This window comes from Dasania marina DSM 21967 (assembly GCF_000373485.1).
GTDB lineage: Bacteria > Pseudomonadota > Gammaproteobacteria > Pseudomonadales > Dasaniaceae > Dasania > Dasania marina.
In genome coordinates, this window is record NZ_KB891576.1 from 449,688 (window position 1) to 465,686 (window position 15,999).

Below are 15,999 nucleotides of genomic sequence, written 5' to 3' on the forward strand. Positions count from 1 at the left end.
CAATAGGCTTTACAATACTGCGCAAGCAAGCAACAACAGCCCCATTACAGCACCTAAACAGCTAGGTTATGGACTAACATATGATGTGATCACAATACAGTGATTAGCATCCCCTAATTTGGGTATTTTTATAATGTGGCAAACACTCTAAGTTAAGGGCTGTTCTAACAATTAGAATTTTTTCGTGAGAGCAGGAAAGCGTCGCGCGAAAAAGCGCCGTTTACACGGAGTAAATGAGGGTTTGAGCACGGAGCTGACGCGACTGTTGCCGGAAAAGGTGATTTTTAGAGCTACTCTAATCCTGTTACTTCCTATAATAAAATAATGACAAGGCCTCCCAACGCGATGACAGCCATGACCACAGCCACAGCGCCAGGCAAAAACAAAACCTTTAATGCACAGCTGTTTTTTCAGCTCTTTAAGTATGCTGTTTACTGCCTGCTATCCATGAATATTTATTACTTTTTTGTGGACGATTACAGTGCCAGCTCGCAAACCTTTGCCGGTGGCATAGCGTTAAGCCAGCTGATCGAAGCCTTTACCGCCACCATAGACACCGCAGCATGGGTTGTTTTATTACTGCTTTTCGAGTTAGAAACCTATGTCTTAGACGATGAAAAAATTAAAGGTGCCGTCAAATGGAGCATACACCTCACCCGCGCCGTCTGTTATCTGTTTATTATTTTCTCGTTTTACGGCTTTACTCAAAAATATTCCCTATTGCACAACCTCATCCCTTATTCGATACCTGATGCCTGCTCATTAATTGGCTCTAAATTTACCCATGTGGTCTCCATAGACGAATACATAGCTATCACCGCAGAAAGCTGCAAAATGTTAAATGCTCACAGCAGTGAATTAGTGCAAATAGCAGGCACCAATATTATTAGCGACCCCGCCAATTTGCTGGCCACACAGCGCCTGTCCTTGGTTGAAACGACTAACTCAGCCACTTGGCTAATGATAGTCGCCATACTTGAAGTTGACGTATTCCTGCAAGCCAGGAACAAACTCGCCGGCACCCTTATGTGGGTCAGCAAAGCCTTTAAGGCCGTACTCTATAGCGTGCTATTTTTATGCGCGGTGTACTGGGGCGTAAAAGGTAGCTTTTTGGATTTCTGGGATGCTTTTTTGTGGTTAGTCGCCTTTGTGTTTATTGAAATGAATATTTTTGAATGGCATGAAGAAAATCAAGAAGCTAAATCTCTGGCCGAAGAAAGCCATCATGTCGACCCCGTATAACTACGCGCTGCTGCTATGAAAATCATTACCGAGTGCCCCACCTATACTGTTAGCGAAAGCCTCGGTATTAACCAAAGCAACTGGGATCACCCCGAGCATTTGGGGCTAGGTCAGCTGCACATGGAACAGTTGTTTAAAACCGTCACTCTAGAACCCGGCAAGGCGCAGACCTTAAACCGGTCGGCACAAACCCTAGATATAGACGGCTTGCAACTTAACGACCCGCTCATGCCCGAGCGCAAGATTAGCGGCGAACAATTCCTCAATCGCCGACTATATAACGATGCCCTGCTAGTGATGCAGGGCACCGAAGTACTACACGAATCCTACCGTAACGGCATGACTGCGGATGACAGACACGTTATACATTCCTGCAGCAAATCGCTGTGCTCTATGGTCGTAGCCATCACCATAGAACAAGGGCTGCTGCAAAGCAGCGAATTAATTAGCCATTACATACCCGAGTTTCGCCAGCGCCCCGAATGGCAAGGGGTTACCTTACAGCATGTGCTAGATATGCAAGCAGGCATAGCCTACAGCGAAGATTACAGCGACCCCGATGCCCATTACTGGCACTACGCAAGGGCCGCAGGTTATTATCCACCTCTGGCGGGCGAGCATGCCATAGGGGCCAAAGCTTGGATTATCGACAACCTCAACAGCCGTAGTCACGCACCTGGCAGCAGCTTTGTTTACAACTCCTGCCTAGCTAACATTTTAGGCATGGCGCTAGAGGCGGTACATCGCAAACCACTAGCCGCAATTTTTGAACAACTGCTCTACCAAGTCGCTGGCACAGAATCCGCCGCCTACTTTAATACCGACCCTATGGGCTTTGCCATAGTCGAAGGACAGCTAAATATGCGCCTGCAAGACTTTGCCCGATGCGCTAGCATTATGCTCAACCAAGGTAAAAGCCTCAGCAATCAACAAATTATCGCACCATCATTCATCAGTGAAACGATTGCTCCCGACCTACACGCTAAGGCAATATACCAAGCTGTTGATTCAGATACAGTTTTTAAGCTAGGCCAGTATAAAAATCAATTCTGGATAGTCAGCCCTGAACAACAGCAATTTGCCATGCTGGGAATACACGGCCAATTTGCATGGTATGATCTACGGCGCGAGCTAATGATAGTCGGCTTTGGATCTTACCCTAGGCAGGATGGCCCTCTGATGACACAATCACTCAACACACTTTGGCAAGCCATTGCAGCCCAAGTGTAAAACAATAAAGGCCCCTCACTTATTGTTATGAATAGCACAAATAGCAACACACAATCCTTATTTAACCGCTTCAGCCACCATGCTGCCGAGCTAGTCGCGAGCACAGGTAATAACGACTTTTCCGGCAAGCTCATTAACATGCTTAAGGTGTTAACGGCAGCCAACGATGGCACTATCTTTGTCTATCTCGAGGGTAAAATGCCCACAGTTGAATACTTTGATCCGCCCGACAAAGGCGGCAGTATCAACTTAGACATATACAGCAAAGGTGCATTTTTACTAGACCCTTATTATCTGGCTGGTTTTGACAAACAATACGGCTGCTTTTCACTTAAAGAGCTAGCCCCCAACGCCTTTAAAAAAACCGAATACTACAACACCTATTTCCGGCTTTCTGGTGTCCATGATGAGTGTGGCTACGTACTACCGATAGGCGACAATAGCTTTGTTAACATCTCTTTAAATAAAACCACGAACAAAGATAAATTTTATAAAAAAGATGTGAACATCTTAAAAGATATATTGCCTTTCATACAGTCCATAACCACAAAGCACTGGGGCAATGGCAGCAATGACGCGCCGGCCAGCCACAAGAATTTACGCAAACCCTTGCAGTCAGCTTTAGATTGTTTTGGCAACAGCATACTCACCGAGCGCGAAAGCCAAGTCATCAATAAAGTTTTACGCGGTTACAGCACTAAAGCCATGGCTGAAAAGCTGTCCATCTCTAACGAAACCGTCAAGCTACATAAAAAACATGCTTACGCTAAATTAGACATCAATTCACAGTCAGAATTATTTCACCTCTTCCTCGACTCCCTAATGAGTGTGGACGAGTACAAAGGTGGCGACACCTTATCCGACTATTTATAAAAAGATTTTTTGTATGACTACACAAATAAAAATGAATGAACAACAAACGCTGCAAAAACTATTAAAGCAAGGGTTTGAGGCTTTAAAGAGAGGCGAAATACGTGAAGCTTCCGCCTATTGCCAACAGATTTTACATATCCAACCAGATTTAGTACAAGGGCATTTTTTAGTAGGGCTGGTTGCTCTAGAGGCCAAAGACAGAAAAATGGCTTACCACGCCTTTGGCTCTGTTACTAAGCTACAAAAAGATCACACGGCGGCATGGGCGCAACTAGCCAGGTTATATATGTCTGAAGGCCAGGTTAATATGGCCGATAACGCTCTAACAGAAGCCACCAAACACTCAACTCAAGACCCCATGATCCTAGATGTATTAGGCGCAGTTTACTCAAGGATTGATGAGCACCAAAAGTCGGCCGAGTGTTTCAAAAAAGCCTACGAACTTGCCCCCACTAATCCCAGCTACATGCTCAACTATGCCAATAACATGATTTTCAGAGGGGAGATAGAACAAGGTGCAAAGTTACTTGAAGAAGTTTTTAACGTTGACATCAATAACCCACAGGCTCACTGGACACTATCAGGCGCAAAAAAAGCAAAAAACACTGAGCACATCGAAGTCATGCAATCCCAGCTAAAAAAACACCAAGGCAAGTTACATCCTAGAGCTATCGCCTATTATCAATACGCCGTAGGTAAAGAGTCTGAAGACTTACAGCTATGGGATCAGGCCATTAACTCCATCAACATCGCCGCCAAAGCACGACGAGCCACAATAGAATACGACGAAAGGTCTGAAATAGAAGCATTCGATTTTCTAGAACAGGAATATACCCGCGAATGGTTTGACAACCTAGAAGACGGTAACCCCGACCCTTCTCCAATCTTTGTATTAGGACAGCCTCGCACCGGTACCACGCTGGTAGAGCGCATTATAACTAGCCACTCACAAGTACATTCAGCAGGTGAACTGCAACAATTTGCCCTCTCCGTGCGCAGGCTTGGTAAATTAGACGACCCCAGAAGATATTCAAAAAAACTATTCGAAAAAGCCATGCGCCTATCGCCAAAGCAATTAGGCAGCATGTACTTACACACCACCCAAAAATTAACAGGTGATTCGCCGCGCTTTGTCGATAAGCTGCCGCTTAACTACCTCATGCTACCTCTAATACTAAAAGCGCTACCCAATGCAAAAATAATTCACTTAACGCGTAACCCTATGGATGCCTGCTTTGCTAGCTACAAACAATTATTTGGCGATGCCTACATGCATTCATACGACCAAGCTGAAATGGCCAGGCACCACGCCCGCTATAGACGATTGATGGACGTATGGCGTGAGCGCTTCCCCGGCCAATTTTTTGATATATCCTATGAATCCACCGCTAGCGACCTAGAGCCCAACGCTAGAGCCTTAATCAACTTTTTAGAACTACCTTGGGAAGACGCCTGCTTGCACTTTCATGAGCAAAAAGCCGCCGTATCTACCGCTAGCTCGGTACAAGTGCGCGAGCCCGCACACACGCGCTCTATAGGCCGTTGGAAGCGCTATGAGCAACAACTTTCTACCATGATGAGTACACTACACGAGCAGGGGGTGCCTATTGATAACTAAAAAAAGCCAAATATTTACATAAACCTACACCCAAGGGGTATATAACCTTTAAGGGGTATTCGCTATCTTGGGCAGTTACTTATGCATGTTGATTTAGTGAGCTTCAACTAAATCAGGGGCTGCAGTGAGTATCACATTTAAAAGTCAGTCTCAGGGCACTTTTAAGTAAAACCAATAAATCAACGCCAATAATTACAACAATAAAATCCAAAAAAGGTCAGTGAGGATAATTATGTCTATGAAATCAGCTCCCCGAGTCATTCGGGCCAGGAAGTCAAAATTAGCCGCGGCAATTGCCGGGACAATTATGGCTACATCCCTTACCCCTTCTGCTTTTGCACAAGAGCTAGAAGAAGTAATGGTAACAGCAACCAAGCGTTCAGAATCCGTACAAGACGTCCCCTTAGCCATTACCGCGTTCTCTGGTAACTTCACCAAAGACGTCAACATGGACGACGTAAAAGACTTAGTCTCTTTTACCCCAGGTGTAACCGGTAACAGCCAAGACAGCTTTATCGATGCCATCAGCATCCGTGGTATTCGTACCCAAGACTTTGGTATCGGTGGTGATCCATCAGCTGCCTTCTTTAAAAATGACTTATACGAAGGCCGTAACGGTTCTGCGGTAACGTCATTGTTTGATATGGAACGCTCTGAGATCCTACGTGGCCCACAAGGCTTCCTATTTGGCCGTAACTCTATAGGTGGCGCATTCAGCGTACACACGCAAAAAGCCCAAATCGGCGGCACTGATGGTTATGTTGATGTAGATCTTGGTGAAAACGAGCACCGCACTATCGAAGCTGCGCAAAACGTACCCGTTAATGACAACTTTGCTATGCGGTTTGCAGGCTATTACTCACATGAAGGCGGCGTGATAGAAAACCAATACCGTGGCGATAGCCGTAGCAAACGCTCAAATCCTAACAGCTCTCCTGATGCGGTTGCAGATTCTGCCTTTCTTGATTATGACGGCGACGATTTAATTTCACACGAGAAAGCAGCGCTACGCTTCTCAACCACATACGAAAAAGACCAATTAATGGTTCAAACTTTCGTAGAATACGAAACTCGTAAACAATCGGGCTCTGTATACCGTGCAGTACAAGAAGGCGATACCTGGGACAAGCTAACAGCGGCTATTCCTGAGCTAGACCCATTAAAAGGCGGTGAATTCGATCTGGATAGTGATTTAGGCCAAGGCGATGATGATGACGCAGACATCTTAACCTTAGGTTTGAAAATCGAATATGATTTTGATTTTGCCACCTTAACCTCTAACACCGGCTACAAAGATCACGATTACTACTACAACGAAGATTATGACGGCACACCTCTATACTTGAGCAACTACGGCCAAGATCAGGAAGGCGACTACTTCCAACAAGAATTCCGTTTAACGTCTAACACCGATGGTGCGCTGTCGTGGTATGCAGGTGCTTCTTACTATAAAGAAGAAATTGAAACCACTTTTCTGCTGAATAGCTCTGAAGACCATATGTGTCAGATCTATGGCTACTTATACTCTGGTTATGAATATGATGGCTACGACGGCGACGGCTATAAAAACTACGTCTACGACGAAGATGGCAACTACATATTCCATGCTGACCAAGCTACTCAGTATGCCGGCTGTGCAGACTTGTACCCAAGCCCTGATTATGACTTTGCGCCCTCCTCTGATGGCTTATTAAAAGAGCAGGGCACCATCCGCGGTAAATACACGGGCTGGTCGACTTATGTAGATTTAACTTATCAGGTTAATGATCAGTTTGAAGTTGAAGTGGGCGCACGTTACACCTATGACGAAAAAGACTTCGATATCAATGTCAAGCAACCAGAAAGCTGGTTAGGCAACTACTGGGCATACGGCTTCTCAACTGATGGCTGGATAAAAAGCAATGCTGATTGGTCAGACACGCAAACTCGCATACTAGGTCGCTACCGTCCAAATGATGAAGCGCTCATTTATGCCAGTTATACAGAAGGCTTTAAAGCCGGTGGCTTTGCCAGCTTTGGTTTGGCCGATGCCAGCGGAACAGCTATCGGTTACGATGATGACCTGTACTCAAACGTAAAACAATCTGAGGGCTATCAAGCAGTTCCGTTTAACCCTGAAGTTGTTGACTCTTACGAGATAGGCTATAAAGATACGCTCTTTGATGGCACTGCTGACATTAGCTTAACTGCCTTCTACTATGAGTATGAAGACCTACAGGTTGTTGTTTCTACCGATTCAGGTGCAGCCTCTGTTGAAAATGTCGGCCAATCAGAAAGCTTTGGCTTGGAAGGTACGATCACAGCACCTATCAATGACAACTTCAGCATCTATATGGCGTTATCATACTTAGACAGCGAAGCAACCGACATCCAAAAAGCCTGTAACAACACCGATGCATGTGAAGGTAGCAGCTTATTCTGGGCACCAGAATACTCTGGCGCGGTTGTGTTAAATCACAGAATGGCCATAGACGGCGGTGAACTAAAAGGTAGCCTGGAAGTCTTCGGTGAATCTTCACGTGGCGGCGGCTGGGAAGGCCTGAAAGAAACTGAAATTGATGCGCAGTACGAAGCTGCCTTCCGTTACGGCTTCTTCTCGGATAACGGCTGGAACGTTGGTATGTACATAGAAAACTTAACCGATGAAGATGGTTGGGATGGCCAAAACAACAATGGCGGTATTTTACCCGCTCATTTCTTTGGTCAAAAACGTCCACGTACTTTCGGTCTTAACTTAGGTTACGAGTGGGAGTAAAAACCCAGTCACTAGTGGCTAGTCTTTAGTCGCTAGTAACCTCATAAAAAAGGGCAATAACCGCAAGGTTATCGCCCTTTTTCTTTTTTAAAAGCCCTTCGGGCAGTTACAAGCCTCAAGCAATAAGCTTCAAGAAAAGCATTATCTTTTTATTTTCATCTTGCCGCTTACAGCTTACAACTTGTAGCTTATCAATTACCGCTAACGCGGTAATTGATAATCCTGAGATACTAGAAACCCAAACTGAAACACAATTCTAGGCTGCGCCACATCCACCAGCTGTGTTGCATGCTGCGCCTCGCTGGGGAAAAACCCCCACACAGCCCGCTCGGGCACATCAACTATTTCCCCTTCGATAACCGGGTTACCACTGGCATTTTCTTTATCCACCATAATATTGCAGCGTAAATGCTTGGCTTTATGCTCATCGTGATAGGGGTATTTATCGTAATGCGGGTGCACTTGCCCGCCCTTTTCAATTAAAGAGATTATCCAACCCAGCTGCGGGTCCACCGGGCAACCTTGCAGCCCAAAGAACTCAATAATGCGCCCGCCTAATTGTTTAATAAACGGCGTGCAGTGCTCGGTATCCCATATTTTTGCTCGATACCTATGGGGGCCTTTAGGATTGCTTTCTAACACGCCCTGCTGCCAGTAGGCTAAGGCTATGCGTCGTAACTCATCTTGCTCTGTAACGCTAATAAAGCCTGTGGCGCACAGAAATTCAAATGACTTGCTCATTATGATGACTCTCTATTCTCATCTTGCAATAACTCGCAGTATCACAAAATAGCAGCACAAAAAAAAGCGACTCTCGTTAAAGCGTCGCTTTTTAATTAAAAATATAATATTGGCCTGTTTAACACAGGCCAAATCTGGTTTTTAGAACCTCATATCAAAAGTTACACCAGCCGTGCGAGGACGGTTTGGCCATACTAGAGTATTAGTCAAACCATAACCACCGCTGTTATTCGTGTCACGGTTTTCCCAACCACGTTCGAAGTATTCTTCGTTAGTGATGTTTTCTACCCACAGGGTAACACCCCAGTCATCATCACTGCTGTAGCCTAAGCGCAAATCAATTTGCTCCCACTCTTCGATTTTTGCTGACTCGAAGTTACCTGGGCCACCAAATACTTCACCTTGATAGATATAGGTGCCGGTAACATGCACTTCACCACCCTCAACAGGTACGGTATAAGTCGTCATCCAAGAACCTGAAAACTCAGGGGCAATTTGCAGTTTATTACCTTTAGTGCCATCACCCGCTTCAATTTCTTCGGTGATTTCGGTATCTAACCATGCGGCTGCAGCACGAATTTGCCAGTTCTCACCTGGCGTCCAGTTCATGTCTACCTCTACGCCATCGGCTTCGGCTTCACCTACGTTTTTAACCAAGGACGAGCCACTCTCAAATATCACTAACTGCAGATCAGTATAGGTATAGGTAAAGTAAGTAACATTTAACTGCATGCTGCCATCTAACAATCGAGCTTTAACGCCTATTTCATTGTTAGTGGTTTCTTCTGGGTCGAAAGCTACAGGCCTAGCGTTTATAGCAAACCCTTCATTATCAACACCGTCATTATCAACACCAAAAGTGGAGTAACCGCCGGTTTTGTAGCCTTTCGCTACGTTATAATAAACTGAAATCTCATCATTAACGTCAAAATTTACCGCTAGACGCGGGGTAAATTGGCTCCATTCATCATCATCTTTAACCGGCCCTGGGGTAATAAATTCAAAACCAAAATTATTGCCCAAAGCGCCGCCTGAATCTAGAAACTCAATTTCCATTTCTTTTTTATCAAGCGTATAGCGGCCACCTATGGTGACACCTAAGCGGCTATCCATAAACATCAGGTTTAAATCACCATAAACAGACCAACCTGTCGCTTTAATGCTATCGATGTTGGTTTCCGTTTTAGTGATAATGTCTGACTGAGGAATATCTTCAGCCGGATCTGGGTCAAACCAATATTCCTCAAAAACAGGATCACTACAACCTGTCACAGGTGTCGCGAAATCTTCAGTATCGGTTTGGCTAATACGGGCGCATAAATCATCTTCGTTATAGGTAGAGCCAAAAGTCGCGTCTATATCTTCTTGATAGGCGCTGATACCCGCAAACCACGTTATGTTACCTTCACCTTCGTACACCAAACGAAACTCTTGGCTAAGGTAATCGACTTCTTGCTCCTGACTGTAGTTATTAACCTGCAAAGGAATGGAGTCATAATCTTCCAGATAATCAAAGTCATAGGTTTTGTAAGCCGTAACCGATGTCATGCTGTAATCAGAGTTGATAAACCAACTAACGTTAGCTTGTAAGGTTAAAATTTCACTCTTATCGTGACCGCCATCTAGCAAATCAGAGTTGATTTTATCCTGAGGCACGCCACTATCGGCACTCCAGTACACCGAAGCATCCTGCTCTCTATCTTCATAACCTAAACGGAATACCGCTTCAACGTCTTCACCTGCATATTTCAAACCGAAACGGGTAGAAAGAATTTCACTTTTACCTACGTCATCACCACCCTGAACATTTTCCAGCCAACCATCAGCATCTTTGGTGTAGGCTGCCGCACGGAAAAACCAGTCATCCGTTAAGGGCACATTGACCATGCCGTCGGCATCATAACCATGCTCATCTATGGTTACAGCTATTGCGCCTTCTTCTAACTCGTTGGGCTCGTTAGTAATAACATTGATACCGCCAGCAATCGCATTACGACCAAACAATGTGCTTTGTGGGCCTTTAACCACCTCCGCACGGGCCATATCATAAAAAGCCATCTGCACACCGCCGTTACGGCCGGCCCACACATTATCCACAAATATGGCTACCGATGGATCACCACCAATACCGAAGTCATTGGTTACGATGCCGCGTATAGCCAAGGCATCAATAAAGCTATCTTCGGTTTTACCATTAAAGCCCGGTGTTAAATCTACCAAGCCACGTATATCGCCAACACCCATGTTGACCATCTCATCACCGTTAAACGCTGAAACGGCTACAGGGATATCCTGCAGGGTTTGCTCACGCTTTTGCACGGTTACAATCATCTCTTCCAAAACTGCGGAATAAGCTGAAGTGCTAGCCACGGCCAAGCTCAAAGCTGAAAGTTTAAAGAATTTTTTCATGGCTGGATCAGCCAATTTACGGGCTTTACTCACGAATGTGCTAGGAATCATAATCTGCCTCAAATATTACATTGGTATAATATGTCCACATGTCGCCATCACAGTAGCCTAACGCGGGTAATACCTGCATTAAATTACCTGTAAAAAGACTAATGTAGCTCCCCTAAGGTTTAACACCCTTATTTTTTTATGCGGTGTATCAACTCCATGCTGATACACCGGCATTATCACTGTAGCCGATGTAAGTGGAAATACGCACCACCCCTTTGGGGTAATTCATTTTTCCTGTAGCTATGCCAAGCTACGCTAGATAAGAGTAGAGCTTTTTTTTTGATAATCCAGTATTTACCATACCCACAAGGCTAGGAGCATTATGAGCAGCCCCCAACACACTAAAACACTGGGCCAGAAAGACTTGGTCCTGTTTACCGTCTCAGCCATTTTATTGCTAGAAACCTTGGCTGCCGCGGCCTCTATAGGCGCATCGAGTATCTTCTGGTGGATTTTTCTCTGCTGCATCTTTTTGATCCCTTTCGCCTTGATTTGCGCCGAAATGGGCTGTGCTTACCCCGAACAGGGCGGTATTTATGCCTGGATTAAGAAAGCCTTTGGTGGCCGTTGGGCTTCCAGAGCTACCTGGGGCTATTGGGTCAACACCGCCGTGTGGATGCCCGCTATCTTTATCTTGTTTGCCGGCATCTTTAAGCAGCTGTTTTACCCTGAGTTATCCCTTAATGGCCAGATTATGCTAGGGGTGGCACTCACTTGGATAGCGGTAGGGGTTAATGTAATGACCCTTAATATTGGCAAATGGGTACCCAATATAGGTGCCGTGCTTAAAGTGATTATCTTTGCCATCATTATTATTGGCGCTTTTAACTACACTCAACATCAAGGTATGGCCAACCCGCTAACCTTTGACACGCTTATTCCCGACCTAGGCAGCAGCCTACAATATATACCCGCCATTATTTACGGCATGTTGGGTTTTGAGCTAATTAGCGCCAGCAGTGATGAAATGGAAAACCCCGCTAAAGATGTACCCCGTGCCATCTTTATGTCGGCGGGTATTATCATCACCCTTTATATACTGGGTACTATCGCGGTATTAGCCGCCATACCCGCTGATGAAATCAACTTGGTAGAAGGCCTAATGGATACGCTGTATCTATTCTTAGGTGACTCCCCAATAGGCCAAGCAGCTGCATTAGTTCTGGGTGTTGCCGCCTTATATACCTTCTTCTCTAATGGCGTTACCTGGTCATTGGGCTGTAATCGTGCCGCCGCTGAGGCAGCCCAAGATGGCGAACTACCCAAAGTGTTTGGCATAGTGCATCCAACCCGTGGCACCCCGGTAGGGGCGGCCATTTTAACTGGAGCAGTTAGTACTGCTACCTTACTGCTATACGGTTTTATCTCGGGCAGTAATGAAGACCTGTTCTGGTCGCTATTTGCCTTTAGCGCCGTCGTCTTCCTACTACCTTACCAAGGCATGCTGCTATCTTTTGTGCGTATGCGCAAAACCGACCCTGATCACCCCAGACCCTATAAAATTCCTGGTGGGGACCTAGTTGCCAAACTGTTGGCTTACTTATGCATGTCAGTTTTAGGCTTAACCATCGTCCTGTTTATTTACGTACCTGGTGAAGGCGTACAGTGGCCGGTATTAATAGGCGTTTTATTCACCCTAGGTTTAGGTGAAATCATCATACGCCAAGCGGAAAACCATAAATTCCCGCAAACAACACAAACCGAGGCCCTATAAGCTTAGCAATAGCTTATAATGCCCGCCCTAATCGCGTATTTGGACTAAGAATTGGAGTACCCCCATGCGAAATTACAACCAGTTTTACATTAACGGCCAGTGGGTAGCACCTATAGAGCCCAAGCTCTTAGATGTTATCAACCCCGCCAACGAAGAGGTTTGTGCGCAAATTTCTATGGGATCAGAAGCCGATGTTGATGTCGCCGCCAAGGCTGCACGCCTAGCCTTTAATAGCTACGGCTACAGCAGCCGCGAAGAGCGTATCGCCCTGTTAGAAAAAATTATCGAAGTCTACAAAAAATACTACGATGAAGTGGCCGATGCCATTACCGAAGAGATGGGCGCCCCTACCAAGCTAGCTAAAGGCGGCCAGGCCCACACCGGCCTAGGTCACTTTCAATCAGCCCTTAAAGCCTTGAAAACTTACGAGTTTAATGAAGACTTAGGTAACTCTGAAATTGTCTTAGAGCCTATAGGCGTGTGTGGTTTCATTACCCCTTGGAACTGGCCCATCAACCAGATCGCCTGTAAGGTCGCCCCGGCTTTAGCGGTAGGTTGTACGGTAATTCTTAAGCCTTCAGAAGTAGCGCCTTTATCCGCTTATATCTTCACTAAAATTTTGGATGAAGCTGGCGTACCTGCTGGCGTATTCAACATGATTAATGGTGACGGCCCCGCGGTAGGCACGGCTATATCAACTCACCCTGAGATCGACATGGTGTCTTTCACCGGCTCTACTCGCGCCGGTACCTTGGTTGCCCAAAATGCAGCCCCTACCGTTAAGCGTGTAGCGCAAGAGCTAGGCGGTAAGTCAGCCAATATCGTATTGGAAGATGCCGACCTAGAAAAATGCATTACCGAAAGCGTATTGGACATGTTCAGCAACACCGGCCAGTCCTGTAATGCCCCTTCACGCATGATTGTGCCAGCTAACAAACTTACTGAAATCAACGAAATCGCAGCCCGTGCGGCGGCAACTGTAGTGACTGGCGACCCTAGAGCCGAAGGCATTACTATGGGCCCGGTAGTTAGCGAGGTGCAATTCAACAAGATACAAGGCCTGATTCAAGCCGGTATCGATGAAGGCTCAGAGCTACTATGCGGCGGTACTGGTTTGCCAGAAGGTATAGAAAAGGGTTACTACATCAAGCCCACCATCTTCACCAACTGCACTAACGATATGATCATTTCGCGTGAAGAGATCTTTGGCCCAGTATTCTGCATCATCCCTTACAACACATTGGATGAAGCCATAGAAATAGCCAACGATACCCCTTACGGCTTGGCCGGCTATATTCAAGGCAAAGATGAAAAGACTATTCGCTACGTAGCCTCACGCATACGTGCTGGTAACATCAACATTAACGGCAACTACGGCGACTACGACACCCCCTTCGGTGGTTTCAAACAGTCGGGTAATGGTCGCGAATGGGGGCCTCATGGTTTCGCAGACTACTTGGAAGTGAAAGCCATTTCAGGCCTTAAATAAGCTAAACCCTACGGCTTAGTTTACTGTCGGCAGCACCCGCTGCCGACAGTACCCACCCCATAGCAACCCCTCTATCACTCATACCCCTAGCATAAACTTCTAAAAAACCTCGCACTTACCGCCACAAAACAAAGCCATCTCCCTACAACTATCAAAAACGTGAATATTCACAATTTGCTAAAAATGTTTGCTTTTAGGGGGCGATTGTTTGTACTATCAGCGCAGCTTACCGAATTATTGTTCGGTTATATAAAAAATACTTATAACGGGTATCAACTGTACTCATGTCATAAGTAAGAGCTGATGATAAGGCCGCTAATCTACCCGAGAAGCCGACCCCACCCATCGCTCGCAATTCATGCCTGCAGGCTACACCTCGCCGGCATACCCGAACACCGTCCAGTTAATACACTGGCGTGTTCCGTCAATAGTGATAGTCAGAACGCCTATCATTTCTCAATCCAGAGCCCACCTCTAGCTCTGTAAAGTTTTTGCAAGGCAGCACCAAATGTCTTTGTGAAAATTCGATGCCTAAACGTTGAATTGATCATCCACCGTCAGTCATTGCCATAACTAAATTTTTTAAAATTTGACATTGCAACCGATGGAGAGACTTATGTCTTCAAATATCTTAGTGCCTGGCATTATGCAAATAGGCGCGGGCGCCAGCTTGTGCCTGCCCGAAGTGCTAGTCCAATTAGGGGTAAAGAAGCCCTTATTTATTACCGGCCCCGTAGTCACCAAATATGGCTACCTAAAGCGCGTTACCGACACCCTAGACGCCGCAGGCATAGCCTATGGTGTATTTAACGATGTGCCCAACGACCCCACCACCAAAACCGTTAAAGATTCGTTAGCGGCACTGGCTGAAAGCGATTATGACTGCGTAGTTGGCCTAGGCGGCGGCAGCCCCATGGATACCGCCAAAGCGGTTTCACTACTGGCAGTTAAAGGCGGCGAAGTGCGTGACTACAAAGCGCCGCTCAATAACTCGGTACCGGGCTTACCGGTTATCGCTATTCCAACCACTGCAGGCACCGGCTCTGAAGCTACCAGGGTAACGATAATCACCGATGCCGAATCCGATGAAAAAATGCTACTGATGGGTCGCGCTTTTATGCCCGTGGCCGCCTTAGTGGATTTTGAAATGACCCTTACTATGCCCTACCGCCTCACCGCAGACACCGGCATAGACAGCATGACCCACGCCATGGAAGCCTATGTTAGCCGCAAGGCCAATCTATTTTCAGATGCGCTGGCGTTAGCGGCCATGAAAATCATCTACAAAAACATACGTAAAGTATGTGATGACTTAAGCAACCGCGAGGCTCGTGAAGCGATGATGTTGGGCGCCTGCCAAGCAGGCATGGCCTTCTCTAACGCTTCCGTTGCGCTGGTACACGGCATGAGCCGGCCCATAGGTGCCAACTTCCACGTACCCCACGGCTTAAGCAATGCCATGTTGCTGCCGGCGGTAACGGCCTTCTCAGTACCCCATTGTGTTGAACGCTACGCCGACTGCGCCCGCGCCATGGAGATGGTAGCCGCCGACTGTGATGACGCCACCGCTAACAAAGTACTGCTAGAAGAACTGCAGCGCCTAAACGATGACCTGGAAGTACCCAGCCCTGAAGACTACGGCATAGACCGCAGCCGCTTTATGGACTTGTTACCCACCATGGCTGAGCAAGCGATTGCCTCGGGCTCACCGGGCAACAACCCCGTGATACCCAGCACCGATGAAATTATTGCTATCTACAAAAACATATACAGCAACAATTCCTAGCTGCGCCCTAAGCATCCTTAAAAAACGCAGGTAGAGCAGACTCCCCGTCAGCAGTACACATTAACAATAAATAGCACTGGCGATGTAGAAA

At 46.3% G+C, this 15,999-nt stretch carries 10 protein-coding genes; 8 read left to right on the plus strand and 2 right to left on the minus strand.

Going from position 1 to position 15,999, the window contains the following annotated elements; translation table 11 throughout:
* The first annotated feature begins 354 nt into the window (after positions 1–354).
* The 5 genes from B067_RS0106620 to B067_RS0106640 all read left to right on the plus strand — a co-directional run bounded on the left by B067_RS0106620 (position 355) and on the right by B067_RS0106640 (position 7,718).
* Positions 355–1,242, plus strand: a complete 888-nt coding sequence (locus B067_RS0106620) for a hypothetical protein (RefSeq protein WP_019529288.1) — start codon at positions 355–357, stop codon at positions 1,240–1,242.
* Positions 1,243–1,257: 15 nt separating this feature from the next.
* A complete protein-coding gene (locus B067_RS0106625; protein ID WP_019529289.1) occupies positions 1,258–2,472 on the plus strand; it encodes a serine hydrolase domain-containing protein in 1,215 nt (404 codons plus the stop codon).
* 27 nt (positions 2,473–2,499) lie between these two features.
* Positions 2,500–3,345: a response regulator transcription factor gene (locus tag B067_RS0106630; RefSeq protein WP_019529290.1), complete on the plus strand. Its 846-nt coding sequence runs from the start codon at positions 2,500–2,502 to the stop codon at positions 3,343–3,345.
* 13 nt (positions 3,346–3,358) lie between these two features.
* Positions 3,359–4,963 carry a tetratricopeptide repeat-containing sulfotransferase family protein gene (locus B067_RS0106635; protein WP_019529291.1) on the plus strand — a complete coding sequence of 535 codons (1,605 nt, stop codon included), beginning with the start codon at positions 3,359–3,361 and terminating at the stop codon, positions 4,961–4,963.
* Positions 4,964–5,270: 307 nt separating this feature from the next.
* Positions 5,271–7,718: a TonB-dependent receptor gene (locus B067_RS0106640; protein ID WP_019529292.1), complete on the plus strand. Its 2,448-nt coding sequence runs from the start codon at positions 5,271–5,273 to the stop codon at positions 7,716–7,718.
* A gap of 201 nt (positions 7,719–7,919) precedes the next feature.
* On the opposite strand, the gene B067_RS0106645 is transcribed toward B067_RS0106640, so the two are convergent.
* Positions 7,920–8,459 (minus strand): hypothetical protein, encoded by a 540-nt coding sequence (locus B067_RS0106645; protein ID WP_019529293.1) that lies wholly within the window; start codon positions 8,457–8,459, stop codon positions 7,920–7,922.
* A 141-nt stretch (positions 8,460–8,600) separates the two neighbouring features.
* Positions 8,601–10,868 carry a TonB-dependent receptor gene (locus B067_RS0106650; protein WP_019529294.1) on the minus strand — a complete coding sequence of 756 codons (2,268 nt, stop codon included), beginning with the start codon at positions 10,866–10,868 and terminating at the stop codon, positions 8,601–8,603.
* 373 nt (positions 10,869–11,241) lie between these two features.
* Here B067_RS0106650 and B067_RS19820 point away from each other — a divergent pair, with 373 nt between their 5' ends.
* The 3 genes from B067_RS19820 (at position 11,242) to B067_RS0106665 (ending at position 15,908) form a co-directional block, all read left to right on the plus strand.
* Positions 11,242–12,633, plus strand: coding sequence for an APC family permease (locus tag B067_RS19820; RefSeq protein ID WP_019529295.1), 1,392 nt, complete (start codon positions 11,242–11,244; stop codon positions 12,631–12,633).
* A 64-nt stretch (positions 12,634–12,697) separates the two neighbouring features.
* The gene (locus B067_RS0106660) at positions 12,698–14,122 is read left to right on the plus strand and encodes an aldehyde dehydrogenase family protein (RefSeq protein WP_019529296.1); all 1,425 of its coding nucleotides are present in this window, start codon (positions 12,698–12,700) and stop codon (positions 14,120–14,122) included.
* Positions 14,123–14,738: 616 nt separating this feature from the next.
* Positions 14,739–15,908, plus strand: coding sequence for an iron-containing alcohol dehydrogenase (locus tag B067_RS0106665; RefSeq protein WP_019529297.1), 1,170 nt, complete (start codon positions 14,739–14,741; stop codon positions 15,906–15,908).
* Positions 15,909–15,999: the final 91 nt, after the last annotated feature.